This is a genomic window from Streptomyces sp. NPDC051064, assembly GCF_044455985.1.
Taxonomy (GTDB): domain Bacteria; phylum Actinomycetota; class Actinomycetes; order Streptomycetales; family Streptomycetaceae; genus Streptomyces.
Map to the genome: position 1 here is coordinate 843,335 of NZ_JBITFK010000002.1, position 19,595 is coordinate 862,929.

General features: G+C 72.4%; 17 protein-coding genes. 7 read left to right on the plus strand and 10 right to left on the minus strand.

Features of this window, described 5'->3' with window-relative positions; genetic code table 11:
- Positions 1-6 precede the first annotated feature (6 nt).
- The gene (locus ACIBCU_RS10790) at positions 7-792 is read right to left on the minus strand and encodes a protein phosphatase 2C domain-containing protein (protein ID WP_362935093.1); all 786 of its coding nucleotides are present in this window, start codon (positions 790-792) and stop codon (positions 7-9) included.
- A gap of 371 nt (positions 793-1,163) precedes the next feature.
- Between ACIBCU_RS10790 and ACIBCU_RS10795 the strand changes: the two genes are divergently transcribed.
- Genes ACIBCU_RS10795 through ACIBCU_RS10815 form a run of 5 tightly spaced genes read left to right on the plus strand, consistent with a single transcriptional unit; the run spans position 1,164 to position 6,857 of the window.
- Positions 1,164-4,061 (plus strand): nitrate- and nitrite sensing domain-containing protein, encoded by a 2,898-nt coding sequence (locus tag ACIBCU_RS10795; protein WP_399230653.1) that lies wholly within the window; start codon positions 1,164-1,166, stop codon positions 4,059-4,061.
- Positions 4,058-4,537, plus strand: a complete 480-nt coding sequence (locus ACIBCU_RS10800) for a roadblock/LC7 domain-containing protein (protein ID WP_362935087.1) — start codon at positions 4,058-4,060, stop codon at positions 4,535-4,537. The genes ACIBCU_RS10795 and ACIBCU_RS10800 overlap by 4 nt, the downstream gene beginning before the upstream one ends.
- On the plus strand, positions 4,534-4,947 hold the full coding sequence (locus ACIBCU_RS10805) for a DUF742 domain-containing protein (protein ID WP_103513691.1): 414 nt from the start codon (positions 4,534-4,536) through the stop codon (positions 4,945-4,947). Before ACIBCU_RS10800 ends, ACIBCU_RS10805 begins: the two co-directional genes overlap by 4 nt.
- Entirely contained in the window at positions 4,928-5,578 is a 651-nt protein-coding gene (locus ACIBCU_RS10810) for an ATP/GTP-binding protein (protein WP_356711684.1), read from the plus strand. The genes ACIBCU_RS10805 and ACIBCU_RS10810 overlap by 20 nt, the downstream gene beginning before the upstream one ends.
- 37 nt (positions 5,579-5,615) lie before the next feature.
- Positions 5,616-6,857: a styrene monooxygenase/indole monooxygenase family protein gene (locus tag ACIBCU_RS10815; protein ID WP_399230656.1), complete on the plus strand. Its 1,242-nt coding sequence runs from the start codon at positions 5,616-5,618 to the stop codon at positions 6,855-6,857.
- A gap of 60 nt (positions 6,858-6,917) precedes the next feature.
- On the opposite strand, the gene ACIBCU_RS10820 is transcribed toward ACIBCU_RS10815, so the two are convergent.
- The 5 genes from ACIBCU_RS10820 to ACIBCU_RS10840 form a co-directional block, all read right to left on the minus strand.
- Positions 6,918-8,087: an NlpC/P60 family protein gene (locus ACIBCU_RS10820; protein ID WP_362935080.1), complete on the minus strand. Its 1,170-nt coding sequence runs from the start codon at positions 8,085-8,087 to the stop codon at positions 6,918-6,920.
- A gap of 151 nt (positions 8,088-8,238) precedes the next feature.
- Complete coding sequence (locus tag ACIBCU_RS10825) at positions 8,239-10,806, minus strand: PQQ-binding-like beta-propeller repeat protein (RefSeq protein WP_399230660.1); 2,568 nt, start codon at positions 10,804-10,806, stop codon at positions 8,239-8,241.
- A gap of 71 nt (positions 10,807-10,877) precedes the next feature.
- Positions 10,878-11,153, minus strand: a complete 276-nt coding sequence (locus ACIBCU_RS10830; RefSeq protein ID WP_362943001.1) for a hypothetical protein — start codon at positions 11,151-11,153, stop codon at positions 10,878-10,880.
- A gap of 52 nt (positions 11,154-11,205) precedes the next feature.
- Complete coding sequence (locus ACIBCU_RS10835) at positions 11,206-11,967, minus strand: TetR/AcrR family transcriptional regulator (protein WP_362942998.1); 762 nt, start codon at positions 11,965-11,967, stop codon at positions 11,206-11,208.
- 41 nt (positions 11,968-12,008) lie between these two features.
- The gene (locus ACIBCU_RS10840) at positions 12,009-12,944 is read right to left on the minus strand and encodes a diiron oxygenase (protein WP_399230662.1); all 936 of its coding nucleotides are present in this window, start codon (positions 12,942-12,944) and stop codon (positions 12,009-12,011) included.
- Between the two features lie 189 nt (positions 12,945-13,133).
- Between ACIBCU_RS10840 and ACIBCU_RS10845 the strand changes: the two genes are divergently transcribed.
- Entirely contained in the window at positions 13,134-14,243 is a 1,110-nt protein-coding gene (locus ACIBCU_RS10845; RefSeq protein WP_362942988.1) for a ferritin-like domain-containing protein, read from the plus strand.
- 43 nt (positions 14,244-14,286) lie between these two features.
- On the opposite strand, the gene ACIBCU_RS10850 is transcribed toward ACIBCU_RS10845, so the two are convergent.
- Entirely contained in the window at positions 14,287-14,601 is a 315-nt protein-coding gene (locus ACIBCU_RS10850; RefSeq protein ID WP_362942985.1) for an SCO0607 family lipoprotein, read from the minus strand.
- 122 nt (positions 14,602-14,723) lie between these two features.
- Here ACIBCU_RS10850 and ACIBCU_RS10855 point away from each other — a divergent pair, with 122 nt between their 5' ends.
- Complete coding sequence (locus tag ACIBCU_RS10855) at positions 14,724-15,614, plus strand: ADP-ribosylglycohydrolase family protein (RefSeq protein ID WP_399230665.1); 891 nt, start codon at positions 14,724-14,726, stop codon at positions 15,612-15,614.
- A gap of 3 nt (positions 15,615-15,617) precedes the next feature.
- Here the strand turns inward: ACIBCU_RS10855 and ACIBCU_RS10860 are convergent, their stop codons facing one another.
- The 3 genes from ACIBCU_RS10860 to ACIBCU_RS10870 are packed head-to-tail and all read right to left on the minus strand — an operon-like array spanning position 15,618 to position 19,524.
- Positions 15,618-16,694: an amidase family protein gene (locus ACIBCU_RS10860; protein WP_362942979.1), complete on the minus strand. Its 1,077-nt coding sequence runs from the start codon at positions 16,692-16,694 to the stop codon at positions 15,618-15,620.
- A 5-nt stretch (positions 16,695-16,699) separates the two neighbouring features.
- Positions 16,700-18,163: a peptidoglycan D,D-transpeptidase FtsI family protein gene (locus tag ACIBCU_RS10865; protein WP_399230667.1), complete on the minus strand. Its 1,464-nt coding sequence runs from the start codon at positions 18,161-18,163 to the stop codon at positions 16,700-16,702.
- Positions 18,160-19,524 carry an FtsW/RodA/SpoVE family cell cycle protein gene (locus ACIBCU_RS10870; protein WP_362942973.1) on the minus strand — a complete coding sequence of 455 codons (1,365 nt, stop codon included), beginning with the start codon at positions 19,522-19,524 and terminating at the stop codon, positions 18,160-18,162. Before ACIBCU_RS10870 ends, ACIBCU_RS10865 begins: the two co-directional genes overlap by 4 nt.
- Positions 19,525-19,595: the final 71 nt, after the last annotated feature.

Consider the following 19,595-nt stretch of genomic DNA (forward strand, 5'->3'; position numbering starts at 1 on the left):
CGGCCGTCACAGCTCCACGAGAACCGCTGTCGCGTCGTCATGCGTCTTGCCGCGGCGCAGACGCACCCGGTCGGTGTCGGCCCGCTCCAGCTCCCTGACCCGGTCGATCAGCCCCTGCGGCCCCGCCTTGCGGAGCACCCCCAGGGTGGCCGTCCAGTCGCCCTCCCGGAACTTCTCCGTCCAGCGGCTCGCCCCGTCGGTCAGTGCCGCCAGTGCCCGGACCTGGGTCCGCGGGGTCTCACCCGTCACCGCGCGTGACGACACCGAGGGGTCCGCGGCAGCCGTGAAGAAACCGCCCTCCTTGTTCCGCACGCGCGCGTCCGCGATCTCCTCCGAGGCGAGCGAACCAGGCGGCAGCCGGTCGATCCTGTCGTCGAGCAGCGGCCGGACCGTGCCGTCGGGCGCCTCCACGAGCAGCGCCGAGTCGGAGAGCACCAGGTGCTCGACCCGCTCGTCGTCCCAACGTGCCAGGACCACCGTTGCCTGAGGTGTGCGCGGGTGAGAAAGGTCACAGAGGGAACGGTGCGTGTCGGCGGTGCGCCGGATGGACATCGAGAGGACCTCGGACAGCGTCAGATCCCGCCGCGAAGCGGACAGTTCGGCCAGGGCCCCTCCGAGCCGCGCGGTGAACCACGGAACCGAGTGCACGCAGCCGTCGCTGCCCGAGGGAGGCGTCACGCCGTCGAGCAGAACGAGGGTGCCGCCCTGGCCTGCCGCGGGCACGGCGGCCGATGCCCAGTCCTCGTTGGGGCGTTCGGGGCTGCCGGGCTCGGTGGCGAGTTCGATGCGCATCCCGTCAGTCTGCACGATGTCTTCACGGACCCTCCGCAGCCCCGCGGTTGGACCGTACCAGCAGGTCAGATGGCACTCATTCACGGAATCCAGCGGCTCCGCGCATATGCGGGCGGGCATACTGCCAAAGCCTGGCCCGAAGTTCCACCCGGCGGCCCATGCATGGCCTGCGGTGCCTGTGGGGAGACTTGTTCGCCAACTCCGGAGTGATGTTCACTCGTTCGAGTGGCGGAGCGGTTGATGCACGGCCCCCTCCCAAAAGCGCTGGAATGGTCGGATGCCGTACGGCGCACACCAGGGCGGGGCGCCCATTCACGTGACCGTGCGTCACCTCTGCTTCAAGGGCGGACGAGTCAAGATTGCGAGCACCGGTGCAGAAGAAGCGGCCTCGGAGCAAGGACAACGCGCGCGAGGAGTCCGGGGCGATGCCTCCGGCAGCGGGTGCCTCCAGGCGGACCGTGCGGGTACGCAGCCGGCTCGTCGCCGGCGTCGCCGTCGTAGGGATCACCGTCATCGCGGCGGGCGCCCCTGCGGCCCTCGGCGCATCCTCCGATCTCAACGAGTCCCAGCGGCTGGTCACACTCGCCGAGCTGAACCAGCAGGCGATCACCCTCGCGCACTCCCTGGCGGACGAACGCGACGAGGTCACCGCCCACATCGCGGGCGGCCGTGAGGACGAGGACAGCGCCTCCGGCGCCACGAGCACCGGGGCCCGCGTCGACCAGCAGGTGGACGAGATCCGGGAGGCCGCCCCGGCGTCGCTGCGCCGGGACCTCGCCGCCGTCCCCTCGCTCCGCAGGGCCGCCCTCACCGGCAAGGGCTCGGCGATGGAGGCATACCAGGCGTACTCCGAGGTCATCGCCAAGCTCCACGGCCTCGCCGACGAGCTCGCCGAGAAGACCCCGCCGCGTGCCGCCGACGCCACCCGGGCCCCGCTCGCCCTCGGCGGCGCCGTGGAGCAGGCCTCCGCCACCAGGGGACTGCTCCTGGCCGCGCTCGCCGTGCCCGGCACCAAGCCGCAGCAGCAGCAGGTCGACCCCTTCACCGGTCTGCCCGTGCAGACCCAGGCCGAGGGCGACAGCGAGGACGACCGCAACCGCGACGAGCTGAGCGCCGCCGCCCAGCAGGCACGGGTGCGCGAGCTCGCCTCCCTCGCCGATTTCGACCAGGCGGCCGGCCCGGCGGCCCGGGACCGGCTCGCCTCCACGGTGACCGGACCCGAGGTCACCGGCGCGGAGAAGTACCTCACCCGGTTCACCGACCGGCCCGAGCTGTCCGACTCCGACCGGGAAGCCGACCCCGAGAAGGTCGGGGCTGCGCTCTCCGCCCGGATCGACCGCATGCGCGGAGTCGAGTCCGCCCTGGGCACCGCGCAGGTCAAGCGCCTGGAAGGGCTGCGCGACGACGACGTCACGGCGCTGGAACTCCGCCTCGCCCTGCTCGGCGGCTGCCTCCTGATCGCCATCGGAGTCTCCACCGCCGTCGCCCGCACCCTCACACAGCCGCTCGCCGTCCTGCGGATCGGAGCCGGGCGTATCGCCGCCGAGCCCGAGACCGCCGAACCGGTCCGCTACACCGGGCGCAACGACGAGTTCGCCCAGGTCGTACGGTCCATCAACGCACTCCACGGCAAGCTGTACGGACTGCACCACGACGTCACCGGCCGGCTGGAGGGCCTGCAGACGGAGCGGGGCGAACTCATCGCCGGCCGCGAGGCCCTCACGCTCCAGCGGGCCGAACTCCAGGTCAAGGTCGCGGAGCTCGGCGGGCAGCTCGAACGGCTGCGGAACACCGTCCACCACACCTTCGTCAACCTGTCGCTGCGCACGCTCGGTCTCGTCGAGCGCCAGCTCGGCGTCATCGAGGGCATGGAGGAGCGCGAGCAGGACCCGGAGCGCCTCGCGACGCTCTTCAAGCTGGACCACATGGCCACCGTCATGCGGCGCCACAGCGAGAACATGCTGGTCCTCGCGGGAACCGACCACAACCAGGGGCACACGGGCCCGATCCCGCTCGTCGACGTGCTGCGCGCCGCGGTCAGCGAGATCGAGCGGTACGAACGGGTCACCATCCAGTCCCTGCCGCCGCACGCCCAGATCGCGGGCTTCGCCGCCGACGACCTGAGCCACCTCGTCGCCGAACTCCTGGAGAACGCGACCTCGTTCTCCCCGCCGGACTCCCATGTCGAGCTCTCCGGCTGGCTGCTGGAGACCGGAGAGGTGATGCTCTCCGTGCAGGACGAGGGCATCGGCATGTCGGCGGTCCGGATGAGCGAACTCAATGCCAGGCTGGCCGATCCCGCGTCCTTCGAAGCGGGCGAACAGGCCGCGGACGGGGCCGGGCTCGGTCTTCAGGTGACCTCGCTGCTGGCGGCCCGCCACGGCGTGCGGGTGCAGCTGCGCGAACAGAAGGCGAGCGGGGTGACCGCGGTCGTCGTCCTTCCGCAGGCGCTGCTGCCCAAGGCGCCGCCCGCGGCTTCCCCGCCGCCCGTACCGCTGCCCGGGGACGCGCCCACGCTGAACCTCCCGGGATCGGTCGCCGAGGCCAACTCCAACGCGCTGCCGCCCCGTTCGCCCCAGCCCGCCGACGACCCGCTGATCGCGGCCGCCGAGCGGACCCTGCAGATGGCGGCCCCGCAGCCCACGGCACCGCAGCCCACGGCACCGGAGCCGACCGCACCGGAGCCGACCGCGCCCGCCGCGGCCGAGCCCGTGGCGGAGCCCGCGTTCGCGCCCGTGCCGGAGGCCGGTCCCGCGGCCGGACCCGGCGCCGGCGAGGAGGCCGAGTCCGAGTCCGAGACCACGATGCAGGTCCGGCTGCCCGCGCAGCAGGACGCGCCGAGCCCGTACGCCATCGGCCCCGACCGCCACGAGCGCGCCGCCGACACGAGCCCCGCTCGTGCCCCCGCGCCCGCAGCCCAGGCCGCCGAGCCCGCCGCCGACGCCCTCCCCGGCCCCCGGCAGCCGCTGACCGGACTGGGCGAGGAGGTGCCCGACCCGGCGCCGCTGCCCGAACGCCTCACGGACAAGGGGCTTCCCAAGCGCACCCCGAAGATCGCGGCGCCGCCGACGGCCCCGGCCACCGAACGTAAGGGCACCCTGGACAAGGAGGCCCTGCGCCGCCGGCTCGGCGGGTTCCACCAGGGCGCGAAGGACGGCCGCCGCGATGTCGAGACGGAGATCGCGGACACCGGTCCACAGACCGACCACGACCGTACCGACGGTCGAATCGATGAGACGGGGGACACAGTCGAGGAGGCAAGCAGTTGACTGCACCCAGCACATTCGGGCTGAGCGCCGAGGCCCGGAACCTGCACTGGTTGCTGAGCAATCTCGTGGAGGAGGTGCCAGGGGTCCACTCGGTCACCGTCGTCTCGTCCGACGGACTGATGCTGCTCTCCTCGGACCCCGGTCTCACGACGGCCGAGGCCGGAGCACGGCAGACGGGACCCAGGGGTTCCAGCGCCGACCTCGCCACCATCGTCTCCGGCATCGGGTCCCTCACGATCGGCGCCGCCAAGCTGATGGACGGCGGTGGCGTCAAGCAGACGATGGTCGCCATGGACGAGGGCAGCGTCTTCGTCATGTCCATCAGCGACGGTTCCCTGCTCGGTGTGCACGCCACCCCCGACTGCGACATGAGCGTCATCGCCTACCACATGGCGCTCTTCGTCGGCCGCGCCGGACACGTACTCACCCCCGAACTCCGCAGTGAGCTGCGCAAATCGATGGAGAGCACCCAGTGACGTCAGCTGCTGAACCCGTACGAAAACTCCCGGTCCGCGGCGCCGACCGCAAGGCCGCACGGGTCCGTCCGTACTCCCTCACCGGAGGCCGCACCCGCTTCGGCCACGTCCTGCTCGTCGAGACGTTCGTCGCGGCGCTGGACGCCCCCGAGGAGCGCCGCGAGCTCACCAACGGCAACCTCGCCTCGCGCGTGATGCCCGAGCTCCACGCCATCGTCGAACTCTGCCGCCGTATGCGTACGGTGGCGGAGATCTCCGCCCTGCTGAAGATGCCGCTCGGCGTGGTCCGTGTGCTGCTCAGCGACTTGGCCGACCAGGGAAAGATCCGCGTCTACGGAACCGGTCACGGCACCGGCCAGCCCGACCGCGCGCTGCTCGAAAGGGTGCTCAATGGACTCCGCCGTCTCTGAGGCGCCGCTCTTCACTCCGCGTCAGCGAGGGCCGCAGGAGCGGCCCGACGAGCCGGTGCAGACCTGGCAGCTCGACCACACCCGCGCGCCGATCGCGACCAAGATCGTGGTCGCCGGCGGGTTCGGCGTGGGCAAGACGACCTTCGTCGGCTCGGTCTCCGAGATAACCCCGCTGCAGACCGAAGCGCTGATGACGCAGGCCAGCGAGGAGACCGACGACCTCTCGGCCACGCCCGACAAGGTCACCACGACCGTCGCGATGGACTTCGGCCGTCTCACCCTGGACGACGACCTCGTTCTGTACGTCTTCGGGACACCCGGCCAGCAGCGCTTCTGGTTCATGTGGGACGACCTGGTGCGCGGCGCGATCGGCGCCGTCGTCCTGGCCGACACACGGCGCCTCGCCGACTGCTTCGCCGCGCTCGACTACTTCGAGAGCTGCGGCCTCCCCTACATCGTGGCCGTCAACCACTTCGAGGGAACGACCGGTTACGAGGAGGAGGACGTCAGGGAGGCCCTGACCATAGCCCCGCACGTGCCTGTTGTGATCATGGATGCGCGTAAGAGGATCACCGTCGTCGAGTCGCTGCTCGCCCTGGTGGGCCACGCACTCGATGTCGCCCCCGAGTAACGACAGACGCGCCCAGTACACGTAACGGAGAACCGCGATGCGGAAGATACTCATAGTCGGAGCCGGCCAGTCCGGTCTCCAGCTCGCCCTCGGACTGCAGTCCAACGGGTACGAAGTCACCCTGATGTCCAACCGCACCGCCGACGAGATCCGGTCGGGCCGGGTCATGTCGACGCAGTGCATGTTCCACACGGCTCTCCAGCACGAGCGCGATCTCCAGCTCAACTTCTGGGAGTCACAGGCTCCGAAGATCAAGGGTGTCGGCGTCTCGGTCGCCGGGCCCGACTCCTCGCGGGTCATCGACTGGGTCGGCAAGCTGGACGGATTCGCCCAGTCCGTCGACCAGCGCGTGAAGATGGCCGGCTGGATGGAGACGTTCGCCCAGCGCGGCGGCCAGCTCGTCATCCACGGTGCCGCGGTGTCCGACCTGGACTACTTCGCCCGCACCTACGACCTGGTGATGGTCTCGGCCGGCAAGGGCGAGCTCGTATCCATGTTCGGCCGAGACGCCTCCCGTTCGCCGTACGACGCCCCGCAGCGCGCACTGGCCGTCGCCTACGTGCACGGTCTGGGCCCGCGCCCGGAGCACCCGGAGTTCGACGCGGTGCGGTGCAACCTGGTCCCGGGCGTCGGCGAGCTCTTCATCATGCCGACCCTGACGACGTCGGGCCGCGCGGACATCCTGTTCTGGGAGGGCGTCCCCGGCGGCCCCCTCGACGCCTTCCAGGGCATCAAGGACCCCTCGGAGCACCTGGCCAAGACGCTGGAGCTCATGGAGCGGTTCACCCCGTGGGAGTACGCACGCGCCACCAAGGTCGAGCTGACCGACGCCAACGCCACGCTGGCGGGCCGTTACGCCCCGACCGTGCGCAAGCCCGTCGGCCGGCTGCCCGGAGGCGGCCTCGTCCTCGGTGTGGGGGACGTGGTCGTCGCCAACGACCCGATCACCGGCCAGGGCTCCAACACCGCGTCCAAGTGCGCGCACTCCTACCTGCACTCGATCCTGGAGCACGGCGACCAGCCGTTCGACGAGGCCTGGATGGAGGCCACGTTCGAGCGGCACTGGGAGAACACCCAGCACGTCGTGAAGTGGACGAACGCGATGCTCGCGCCGCCGCCGGAGCACGTGCTGAACCTGATCGGCGCGTCCGGCCAGCTCCAGCCGGCCGCCGACCGGTTCGCCAACGGGTTCAACGACCCGGCGGACTTCGACAACTTCTTCTTCGAGCCGGAGAAGACGAACGCGTACCTCGCCGAGATCTCGGGCGCGCAGGGCTGACGCCCGTGCGCGGGGGAACCGGGCCTTCACGTCCGTCACGAGGGCGGGAAGGCCCGGTTCTCAGGTTTCCGGGGAGTCCGGGGCGCCTTGCGCGTCGTACCCCGTGTCCGCCCCCGAGGTGGCGCCCTCGGGCAGTTCAGGTGGCGTGTACGTGCTGAGCGGCTCGGCGCCCGGGTCGGGGCGTACGGCCCCCAGCAGTGGGTTCGACGCCAGCGGCGAGACCTTGACCGTGGCGCCGGGCCTGGGTGCCTGCACCACGAGGCCGTCGCCGATGTAGAGCGCGACGTGCGTCGCCTCCGGGAAGTAGACCACCAGGTCCCCGGGGCGCAGCGAGCCGACCGGCACCTTCGGGAGCTGCCGCCACTGTTCCTGCGACGTGCGCGGAATGGCCCGGCCCGCCGTGGACCAGGCCTGGGAGGTGAGCCCCGAGCAGTCGTACGACTCCGGCCCCTCCGCGCCCCACACGTAGGGCTTGCCGATCTGCTCGACGGCGTAGCGGACAGCCTCCCCGCCCTCCTCGGACGGCGGGCGGACGGAGCTGAGCGCTCCCGACGCGGTCAGCGCGTCCTGGGCGGCTCCGATGTTCTTCTCCTCCAGCTTCGCCACAGCGGCGAGCTGCTCCGCCGGGAGCGTGGCCAGCATCGCCTCGATGCCCTTCAGCCGGGACTGCACGGTGTCGCGTTGCTTCTTCTGCCGCTCGGCCAGCACCCGCTGCCGCTCCTGTGCCACCCGGGACTTGGCCGCCAGGACCTCGGCGTGCTTCTCCGCGCCGGTGAGCCGGTCGACCACGGCGGACCGGCCGGCCTGAGCGCGCTCGATGACATGGCTCTGCTCCAGGGCGCGGGCCGGGTCGTCGGCCAGCAGCAGCCTCATGTACACGGAGAAGTCGGTGCTCCCCTGGTACTGGTCGCGCGCCAGGCGTCCGGCGTCCCGGCGCCCGGCGTTCAGCGCCCTCCGGGCCGTGGCCAGCTCGGTGCGGAGCTTCTTGGCCTCGGCGGTCCGCTTCTTCAGCTCCTCCTCGGTGCCCTTGTAGAGCTCACCGGCCTCCTCGGCCTTCCGGTAGAGCGTCTGCAGCTGCTTCAGGAGTCCGGCGACGCTCCCCGGCGCCCCGGCGGCCGGTGCGGGTGTGGGCTCCGGTCCCGGGCCCGATGGCTCGGCGACGGCGGGGGAGGCGGCGAAGACCGCGGCCAGGGCCGCGGTGCAGAGGGTGCGCGCGAACCTGCGTGACACGACATCACCTCCGGTGACAAGGGCGAGGCCGATTAATCGGACTACCCCACAAGTGCTCGGATCTCGTCCATCCGGTCACTCGGACCCGGGTGATGCAAGGACCGCCCGGCGTGCCGCCCGGGGGACACCCCGAACGGTGGACGCCTGGAAGTCACTCCGCGGGGAACGCGTAGAAGGCCCGCTCGCGCTGCACGACAGCCGTCTTCCCGGTGGCCAGCACCCTGTACGGCGCGCTGACCGTGGCGCCCTTCGGTTCCTGGGCCCCGATGTCCTGGAACTTCCACAGCCGGCGCCCGTCCGCCGCGGCGAACGCGGTCACCTGGGAGGCGTCCGCGGCGAGCAGGGTCTTCCCGCCACCGCTCAGCGTGAGCACGGGGGCGTCGCCGCCGAGCGGAACCTCGGTGGACCGCCGCCAGACCTGCTTTCCGGTCGCCCGCTCCACCGCGCCGACCTCCTGGTTGCGATTGGTGGTGTGGAGCAGCGTCCCGGCCGGGACGGGCGTGCCGAAGACGGACGACTCGGTGCCGTTCAGCGTCCAGACCGGCTTCCCCGTACCCGTCTCGAAGGCCTGGAGATCGTCGCCGACCGCGCCGTACAGCCGCCCCTCCCCGTCGCCGGCCACCGCGCCGCCGGGCGCGACCTTGCCGAACTGACGGGTCCACAGCTGCTTCCCCGTGGTGCGGTCGAAGCAGCGGAACGACGCCTTGCCCTTGGCCGCCGCCGCGTCGGCGGGGGTGAGCGTGCCCGACTCCTGGCGTACGACGATGTCGGCGTCCCTGACGGCGGTCAGCCGGTAGGCCGGGGTGCCGGGCGCCCGGCCGGCGGGCACGGCGACGCGCCAGAGCTCCTCGCGCCGCACGACGTCGTACGCGAAGAAGTACGCCTTGACGACCTGCTTGTCCTTGCCCGGCTTCTTGCCCTTCTTCGGCTTCGGCGCCTTCTCGGTGACGGTGTGGGAGCCGGTGAACCAGAGGACCGGGCCGGACAGTCCGGTGAGCGGAGCCACCTTCATGTTCGGTACGCCGGTGAACTGGTCCACGAAGCGCACCCGGTGCACGATCCGCCCGTCCTTCGGCGACAGCCAGAGGAACTCGGTGGGGCTCGCCAGGAAGCAGAGGCCGTCCCCGGCCGCCAGGACAGCCTGGGCACCCGCGGCGTCGGCGCGCTCCCAGATCTTCCGCCCGGTCCGGAGGTCCACGGCGGTCGCCCCGGCCGTGTCCGTCAGCACCAGCAGCTCGTCCCGCCAGATGCCCGCGGTGAGCGGCGCCGGCGCGGCGGCCGGGTGGGTGTACATCCACCGGGGCTCCGGCGCCCGGCCCGGGACCGTGGGGCGGGGCTCGGCGGCCGGCTTGTCGTCGGCCGCCGAGGCGGGCTCGTCGGACCCGAGGACGGACACGGCCGCCCCGCCCAGGACCAGCCCGGCCGCACCGGCCGCGACGGTGGTGAGCAGCGCGCGCCGGCTGGTGGCCGGGGCGGCCGCGGGGCGCGGTGCGGCCGCAGGCGCGGCGGCGGGCAGCGCGGCGGGCAGAGCCTGGGGGAACGGCGCGGACACGGCGGTCGCGCCCTGCGGTGCGGCTGCCGGGTAGGCGTACGGGTACGGCTGGGCGGGGGCGGGCGGCGGCGGGGAGTGCGGAGGTACGGGCGCGGCCGCCTCCTGAGGGACGGCGAGCTGGGTCGTCGCCCGGTCGGAGCGCGGTGCGCGCGCCCCGGTCCCCAGGAAACGGGTGGTCCGGCTGTCCTCGCCGATGTCGCCGCTGTCCGTGGGCACCGCGTCGGTGGGCTCGCCGCCGTCCCGCACGGGGGCCGCGGCCGCCTCTTCACGGCCCGGCGCCTCCAGCGCCCGCACCCGCGCCGCCTGGTCCGTCACGGCCGCCGACAGCTGCGCGGGAAGCCAGCCGCCCTTGGCGAGGCCCGCCGCGCCCTCCAGCGCCAGTTCGGCGGCGGCCGACCCGGCAGCGGGCCGGTCGTCCGGGTCCTTCGCCAGGCAGCGTGCGATCAGCGCGCGCAGATCGTCGGGCACGGCGCCGAGTTCGGCGGACCCGTGCGCGATCCGCTCCGCGGCCTCCTCCACGGGGCCCTCGGCGAGCGGGGTCGTCCCCGTCGCCGCGTACGCCAGCAGCAGGCCCAGGACGAACAGGTCGGACGCCGGGCCCACTTCCCTGCCCTCGACCTGCTCGGGGGTGAGGTAGCCCAGCCGTACGGACAGCTGCCCGCCCTCCCGGGCCTCGGCGGAGGCGGCGGCCCCCAGCGGCCCGAACGCGGTCAGCCGGGGACCGTCCTCGGCCAGCAGCACCGTCTCCGGCGCCAGTCCCTGGAGCGCGGCCCCGGTGGCGTGGACCCGGGAGAGGGTCTCGGCCAGACCAGCGCCCAGTATCCGTACGGCACGCTCGGGCAGCGGGCCGGCGAGGCCGATCGCCTCGGCGAGCGTCACCGCGGGCACGTAGGCCGTGGCTGTCCACGGGCTGTCGTCGTCCGGCGAGGTGAGCGGCGGCTGCACCCATCCGCCCGCCAGCCGTTCGGCGGTACGGGCCTCTGACCGGAAGCGGCGCCGGAAGGCGGGCACGGAGGCGAGGGCGGGCCGGGCCGCCGTCACCACGGCGAGATCGTCGCGGTCCTCGCCCCGGGTCAGGAAGTGCACGGCACTCGCGCTCTCGCGGAGGCGCGCCAGCGCGGTGTACGGGCCGAAGTGACGTGGATCGTCCTGACGCAGCGCCTCCATGGCGCACCCCCCTTGTGACCGTGCCCTCGGCACCTGACCGCCGATCTTACGGGCGGGGGTCGCGATACCGCTCAGGACCCGCTGCGGGGCCTGGTCCAGGGCCACTTGGGGGCGAAGCGCTCACGGCCCTCCGGGGCGTATTCGTACACCCAGCCGCGCTGCAGCCCGAGACGCTTCGAATAGCCCGCCGGAGCGCGCCGGTAGGCGTACACGGCGGCGGGCCCGCCGTCGGCGTCCGGCACCGGGACCTCGTACCACTTGGGCGGATGGCCGGTCGGCCCGAGCAGGACGGGCAGCACCCGGCCGTCCAGGGGGCCGCCGCGGAAGGGCGTGTTCTCGCTTTTCACCGGGCCAGTCTGACCCAGGCGGCCGCCGAGGCGCCTGTCCGGCCCCGCCGGATCAGCCGGGCGGCAGCAGGTGCGCGGCCCGGCCGGCCACCGGGATGATCAGTGTCGCCAGCCGCCCGGCGGGGCCGTCGGCGGTCTCCTGGCTCAGCAGGTCCGCGACCACCGCCTCCGTCTCCTCGTCCGAGGCCGCCGTGGCCGCGAGCAGGGCCATCAGGTGGTCGACCAGCCAGCCCCGCAGGTCCGAGGCGGCCGGCTGCTTCTCCTCGTCCAGCCAGATCAGGGACGCAGCCTCCACGGCCGCGATCCAGGTGCGCACCATCATCCGCAGGCGTGGCCCGGCGGGTTCCTGTCCCGGGCCGTCGCCCCGGCCCAGGTGGAGCAGGATCTGCTCGGCCGCCGACCGGCGCACACCGTCCACGATCGTGGACGTGCGCGAGGTCTCGGCCACACTGCCCCCGCGCAGCAAGGCGCTGAAGCCGGCGTCGTGCTGGTCGACGAAGCCGAGGTAGCGGTCGAGGACCCGGCTGACCCGCTCGGTGGGCGGCCCGACGGCGGGTTCCGCGAAGCAGAGCGTCAGCTGCTCGGCGGCAGACCCGAGGGCCGCCTCGTACAACTGCTGCCTGCCGCCGGGGAAGTAGCGGTAGACCAGCGGGCGGGAGACCCCGGCGGCGGCCGCGACCTCGTCGATCGACACGTCGTCCGGCGCCCGGTGGGCGAAGAGTGTGAGCGCCGCGCCCAGCAGTTGGGCGCGGCGTTCCTCGACACCGAGCCGTCGGTATGCGCGGGCCGGCGGTGCTGCGGGTGCGGAGGTCATACTCCGAAGCGTAAGCGCTCCCCCCAGCAGGGGGGCCGGCCTCAGGCCAGCAGACCCGAGCTCTTCCACAGCCTGCGACCCACCCCGTTGAGGACGCCGATGTCGTCGAAGAAGTCCGTGAGCCGCTTCGCTCCCGTCTGCATGACCTCCGCCCGGTGGCCGCTCGCCTTCACCTGTGCGACGGCCTCGTGGCGGTCCAGGCCGACGTTCTCGTACACCTGCGGGTTGACGAAGCAGACGGAGAACACGCGTGCCGCCTCGCCGCAGTTGAGCCGGGTGAGCCTGCGCTGCCAGGGGGGAGCGGTGACCATCTGGCGGCGCAGCTCCTCGCGTGCGTAGCGCACGTGCCGCGCCTCCTCGACCACATGGATGCGGGTCACTCCGCGTACGAGCGACTGGACGCGCTCGTCGGGGAAGGTCAGCCGCTGCATCCAGTCCAGGATCTCCTCGCCGAGCAGGGTCGCGGCGAACGAACCGGGGGTGGTGGAGACGGTCTTCAGCACCCGCGCCAGGTTGTGGTAGCGCCGGGGGACCGGGTAGGCGGGCGCGCCGCCCCACTCGATCATGCGGGCGAACATCATGGAGTGCCGGCACTCGTCGGCTATCTCGGTGAGGGCGTAGCGGACGTGCTTGCTGGTCACGGACTTGTCGTAGATGTGCCGGACGAGCAGCTGCATCAGGATGATCTCGAACCAGATCCCCAGCGAGGCCAGTGACGCCGCCTCGTGGCGGGCCAGGTCCATCCGCTGGTCCTCGGACATCTTCCGCCACAGCGGGGTGTCGTAGAGGGAGACCAGCTCGGGCGGCCAGAACCACTTGCCGTCCTCGACGGCCGAATCCCAGTCGAGCTCGGCATCCGGGTCGAAGGAGTGCTTGGCCGAGGCCTCGAGCAGGCGGGCCGCCACCTGTTCGCGGTCCTTGAGGGGACCGAGCGCATCGCGCAGCGCCTGAATGTCCTCGTCGGCCACTGTCGTCACGGCTGAAGGCACCTCGCAGAGGGGTTACCGGCGGTCAAGTTTCCGCTCGTGAATTATGAGACTGCCTGTCAGCAAGGGAGTCAATCCCTCGTGCGCGACTTGTTGACCGCGCGTCTACCAACGTGTGAACCTGCCAACTGACGTCAGCACCACGGAATGCACGATCCTCGCCGGGCGAAGGAGCTGTCCGTGTCGACACACGACCTCTACACCACCCCACCCGCCGCGCCGACATGGCAGGTGCCTGCCACGGGTGCGGCCCGGTTCAGCTGGGACTACGACGACGGCCGCGAACGCCTCCTCGCCCTCTACCAGAAGGGCAAGGACAAGCAGTGGGACGGCAACAAGCGCATCGACTGGAGCCTGGAGGTCGACCCCGCCGACCCGCTCGGCACCCCGGACGAGGCCCTCACGCTCTACGGCACCCCGCACTGGGCGAAGATGACCGAGCGGGACCGCGGCGAACTCCGCAAGCACTACACCTCCTGGCAGTTCAGCCAGTTCCTCCACGGTGAGCAGGGTGCCATGGTCTGCGCCGCGCGGATCGTGGAGTCGGTCCCCGACCTGGACGCGAAGTTCTACTCCGCGACCCAGACCATGGACGAGGCGCGGCACGCGGAGATCTACGGCCGCTTCCTGCACGAGAAGATCGGGATGCTCTACCCGGTCAACGACAACCTCCAAGGGCTGCTCGGCGACACCCTGCGCGACTCCCGCTGGGACATGCCCTACCTCGGCATGCAGGTCCTCATCGAAGGGCTCGCGCTCGCCGCGTTCGGCATGATCCGCGACACCACGACCAGGCCCCTGCCCAAACAGATCCTCGCCTACGTCATGCAGGACGAGGCCCGGCACGTGGCCTTCGGACGGATGGCCCTGCGCGACTACTACGAGCAGCTGAGCGACGCCGAACTGCGCGAGCGCGAGGAGTTCGTCATCGAGGGCTGCTACCTCATGCGCGACCGGCTCAGCGGCGTCGAGGTCCTGGAGAACTTCGGCATCGGCAAGCAGGAGGCCAAGGACCTCTCCGAGCACTCGGAGTATCTCCAGCTCTTCCGCAAGCTGCTCTTCAGCCGGATCGTCCCCTGCGTGAAGGACATCGGCCTCTGGGGCGAGCGGCTCCAGAAGGCCTACGTCGACATGGGTGTCTTCGAGCTGGGTGACTCGAATCTGGATCTCCTGATGGCCCAGGACGAGGAGATGGCCGAGCAGCTGGACCGGGAGCGCTTCGCGGCGGAGGAGCAGGAGCGGGTCGCCGAGGTCGCGGAGGCGATCGCGGAGGGCGGGACGGACGGCTGACCCCTGGGCCCGGCCCGATCCGGACGGAAGCCCCTGGTTCTCCTCAGTTCTCCTCGGGGAGCTCGACGGTCCTGCCGTTCTCGTCGATGGTCCGGGTCTCCCAGTACGTGTACCACTTGTCGTCCACGTGCTCGGGAACCTTGCCCTCCGGATAGCGGGCGTAGCCCTTGGGCGGCTCCTCGTCGTCGGGCACGCACGCACTGCCGGCACTTCCCACGGCCAGGACCGGATATTCGCCGCCCCCGCACACGGCGTCCTGCGTGGAGCAGGCGGTGGTGAACAGGGCGACCGTGACACCGGCCAGGGCGAGCCCGAGCGTGGTGCGGGACGGGACGTGGAGTCGGTTGGCCGTGCGCATGGCGGGGCTCCCTCTGGTGGGTGACTGACGGTGCCCAGCCTGCCGTGGCCGGAGAGGAGGGGCGTGAGCATCCGTACTCATATCCGGTGTACGTACCGGGTGCACGGGCGGAGGATGGCGCCATGAACTCCCCTCCCGGCCACGGTGATTCCGCAGCGGCCCGCCGCAGCCTCGAAGCGCTCGCCCTCGGCGACGCCTTCGGGGAGCGGTGGTTCCCGCTCTTCCGGCCGCCCCGGCAGGCCTACGCCGAGGTCCGGGCGCGCCGCACCCCGCACGAGCCCGTGTGGCACTGGACCGACGACACCGCGCTGGCGCTGGCCCTGCAGCGGGTCCTCGACGAGTACGGACAGGTCGAGCAGGACCGGCTCGCCCTGTACTACGCCCTGGCCTTCGACGCGGACCAGGCCCGTGGTTACGGCCACGGCATGCACATGCTGCTGCCGGAGCTGCTGGCCTCGCCGGCCGACTGGCGCACGCTCGCGCCGGGGCTCTTCGAGGGCGGGAGCCTCGGCAACGGAGCGGCGATGAGGGTCGCGCCGCTCGGGGCGCGCTTCCACGCGGACCTCGGACACGCCGCCGAACAGGCCGTGCTCTCGGCGGTCGTCACCCACGCCCATCCCGAGGGCGTCGCCGGCGCGGTGGCGGTCGCGGTCGCCGCGGCGCTGTCGGTGCGTGGGGAGTTCACGCTGGAGGCGGTCGCCGGGCGCACACCGGAGGGGCCGGTACGCGACGGCGTGCTCCGTGCGGCGGAGGTGCCGTTCGCCACCGAGCCGTGGAAGGCCGCCGACCTCCTGGGCAACGGGAGCCGGATCAGGGCCGACGACACCGTGCCGTTCGCTCTGTGGACCGCCGCCCGGCACCCCGGCGACCTGGAGGCCGCCCTGTGGTCGACGGCGGAGGGCTTCGGGGATGTGGACACCACGTGTGCCATCACCGGGGGCGTCGTCGGGGCGGCGACCGGGGTGGAGGGCGTCCCCGCCGAGTGGCGCCTCCGGCGGGAACCGCTGAGCTGACGGTCAGCCGAGCCGGCGCGGCGGTCCCGGCGCCGGCAGGACGCGTTCCACCGCGCACGCGATGCCGAGCAGTGCCGCGTCCGTCCCCCGGCCGGTCACCAGCTGGAGACCCGCCGGGCAGCCGTCCGGGGTGAAGCCGGCCGGCACGCTCGCCGCCGGATGGCCGCTGAGGTTGAACGCCCAGGTGAGCGCGGTGGAGAAGACGTCGCCCGGACCCTCGTGGCCGTGCGGCGGGTTGGGTGTCACCGGGGTGAGGAGCAGGGGCGTACGGGCGAAGAAGGCGTCGAGGGTGCGGTCGTTGGCGGCCCGCAGCGCCCGGGTGGCGGGGGTCGTCGACTCCCCGCGTACCGCCGCCCACGCCTCCGCCGGGTCGAGCAGCGTGACGGGGTCCCGGACCAGGCGGATCACCCCGGCGCCGGCGAGCCGCTCCACCGCCGCCCGCGTCACTCCCGCCACCTCCGGCTCCACGGCCGCGAAGCCCAGGTCCGGGCTGTAGGCGGCCGGGACCGGAAGCAGTGCCGGCCGGGGCGCGTACCTGTCCAGCACGTGGCGCAGGTACGCCTCCGCCCGTGCCGCCGAGCCGGCCAGCACGCCGGGGGAGGCGAGGCCCGTGCGGTCGGGGGAGGGCAGCGTGCCGTTCGTCGTCTTCAGGCCGAACACCCCGCACCACGCCGCCGGGATCCGCACCGAACCGGCCCCGTCGCTGCCCGTCGCCAGCTCCACCATGCCGGCCGCGACCGCCACCGCCGAGCCCGCCGAGGAGCCTCCCGGAGTGCGGTCGGACCGCCACGGGTTGACCGTACGGCCGTGCGCGCCCTGCCCCCATGTCTGCCAGTGGGTACCCGGCCCCGGGACGGACGTGGTGCCGACCGGGACGCCGCCCGCGGCGGCCAGGCGGCGGGCCGCGTACGAGCCGAGGCCCCTGCGGCCCTTCACCGCGAACGGCAGCCCGGCGAGCGGGAGGTCCCGGGCGGCCCGCTCCTCGGCGAGCGCGTCCTCGTGCCGCACCTCCGTGAACGCGTGCAGTTCCGGGTCCAGTTCGCCGATCCGGGCCAGCGCCGCCGCCACCGCTGATGTCATAGCAGTCAGTCTCGGGCCTCCAGCGCCGCCTCCATCACCGACCGGGCGATCGGAGCCGCGTTGCCGCCACCGCTGACGTCGGCCCGGTCGGCCGCCGCGTCCTCCACCACCACGGCCACGGCGACCGCCGGACGGCCGGAGTCCGGTGCCTGCGCCCAGGCGATGAACCAGGCGTACGGCGTACCGGAGTTGTCGACCCCGTGCTGCGCCGTGCCCGTCTTGCCGCCGACCGTCACCCCGTCGATCGCCGCGTTCGTGCCGGTGCCGTCCTCCACGACGTCGACCATCATCCGCTGGAGCTGCTGGGCCGTCGTCGGGCTCATCGCCCGGTGGTACGAGTCCGGGCCCTGTTGTCGGACCGTGTCGCCGTCGTCGGTGGTCACCCGGTCCACCAGGTGGGGGCGCCTGAGGTCGCCGCCGTTCGCGACCGCCGAGGCCACCATGGCCATCTGGAGCGGGGTCGCCGTCGTGTCGAACTGGCCGATCGACGACTGGGCCAGCTGGTCGTCGCTCATGTCCGAGTCGAAATTGCTGCGGGCCACCCGGGAGGGGATCTTCAGGTCGTCGTCGTTGAAGCCGAATCCGCCCACCGCCTCCAGCATCCCGTCCAGCCCCACCTCGACGCCGAGATGCGCCATCACCGTGTTGCAGGAGACCCGGATCGCCTCCGCCAGGGACGCCTCCTCGCAGCCGCGCGCCTCGTTGGGCAGCACGGTCGAGGTGCCGGGCAGGACGTACGGGGACGGGGTGTCGGTCTCCGCGTCCGGATCGGTGACCACCTCCGCGTCCAGCGCCGCGGCCGCCGTCACGATCTTGAAGGCCGAACCGGGCGGATAGGTCTGCCGGATGGCCCGGTTGAGCATCGGCCGGCTCTGCGCCCGGTTGAGCCGCGCCCAGGCGTCCGTGACGGCGGAGCCGGTGCCGGAGAGGACCTCGGGGTCGTACGAGGGCGAGGAGACCAGCGCCAGGATCCGGCCGGTGGCGGGGTCGAGGGCGGCGACCGCGCCGCGCCGGCCGTCCAGGCCCTCGTACGCCGCGCGTTGCATCGAGTCCTCGATGGTGGTGACGACGTTGCCGCCGGGCTGCCGGCTGCGGGTGATGTCCCCCCACAGCGGGAGCGGGGCCAGGACCGGGTCGGTGCCGGAGAGGACGCCGTCCTCGGCGTTCTCCAGCAGCGTGGTGCCGTACGTCTGCGAGGCGTAGCCCGTCACCGGCGCGTACAGCGGGCCGTGACGGTAGGTGCGCTCGTACGCGAGCTGCTCGCCGGTGTCCTTCGACCCGGTGACGGGTTCGTCGCCGACCAGGATGTTGCCGCGCGGCTGGTCGTAACGGTCGATGGTGGTGCGGCGGTTGGCGGGGTTGGTGTTGAGTCCGTCGGCCTCGAAGAGCTGGACACGGGCGGCGTTGGCCAGCAGGGCGAGGAGCAGGAGCAGGCAGAATCCGGCGGCGTGCCGGATGTAGCGGATCACGGTCCCTCCCCGGCCGGCGCGGTCTCCGTATCGGGGTCGGGTGTGCGGGCTACGTCGCTGACCCGGATGAGCAGTGCCACGATGATCCAGTTGGTGACCACGGAGGATCCGCCCTGGGCCAGGAACGGCATCGCCATCCCCGTCAGCGGGATCAGCCCCATCACCCCGCCCGCGATCACGAAGACCTGGAGCGCCAGGATCGAGGCGAGGCCGACCGACAGGAGCCGCCCGAAGGGGTCCCGCAGGGCGAGGCCCGCGCGGAAGCCGCGGGCGACGAGCAGGGCGTACAGCAGGAAGATCGCGGTGAGCCCGGCCAGGCCGAGCTCCTCGCCCGCGGTGGCCAGGATGAAGTCGGACTTGGCGGCGAAGCCGATGAGGATGGAGTGGCCGAGTCCGAGACCGGTGCCGAGCATGCCGCCCGCCGCGAACGCGAAGAGGGACTGCGCGAGCTGGCTGGGTCCCTGGCCCGCGTTGATCGTGGCGTACGGGTCCAGCCAGTCCTCCACCCTGCTGTGCACATGGGGTTCGAACGAGCCGACGGCGAAGGCGCCGGCCGCCGCGAGGAGCAGCCCGACTGCGATCCACCCGGTCCTGCCGGTGGCCACGTAGAGCAGGATCACGAAGAGGCCGAAGAAGAGCAGCGAGGTGCCCAGGTCCCGTTCGAGGACGAGGACGCCGACGCTGAGGAGCCAGATCGCGACGATCGGGCCCAGCACCCGGCCGGTGGGGAACTGGAGCTTCCAGATCCTGCGGCCGGTGTAGGCGAGTGCGTTGCGGTTCGCCGCGAGGTACGCGGCGAAGAAGACGGCGAGCAGGATCTTGGCGAACTCGCCCGGCTGGAAGGAGAATCCGCCGATCCTGATCCAGATCTTCGCCCCGTTCACCGCCGGGAAGAAGATCGGCACGATCATCAGGACGAGGGCGGTGGCGACCGACAGATAGGCGTACCGCTGGAGCACCCGGTGGTCGCGGAGGAAGACCACCACCGCGATGAAGAACGCGACCCCGAGCGTGGACCAGATCAGCTGCGTCGTCGCCGCCCGGTCGCTCGGGGTCTCCAGGTCGAGCCGGTAGATCAGCACCAGGCCCAGCCCGTTGAGCAGCACGGCGATGGGCAGCAGCAGCGGATCGGCGAACGGGGCGCGGAAGCGGACCGCGAGATGGGCGAGCAGGGCGAGGAGGCCGAGACCGGCGCCGTACCCGGCGACATCGGGAGGCACGGCGTCGTTCCGGGCGAGGCCGACGGCGGCGTAGCCGTAGACGGAGATGAGCACGGCCCCGATCAGGAGCGAGAGCTCGACCCCGCGCCGCTTGGGCAGGCGTAGCTCGGGCGGGCGCGCCTCCGCCGTCGTTGCGGTCATGCCCCGCAACGTAGCAAGAGGCGGGTGTTATTTCCCTTATGTCAGCTTCGTGGCACTCCTCGGCCGCTCCC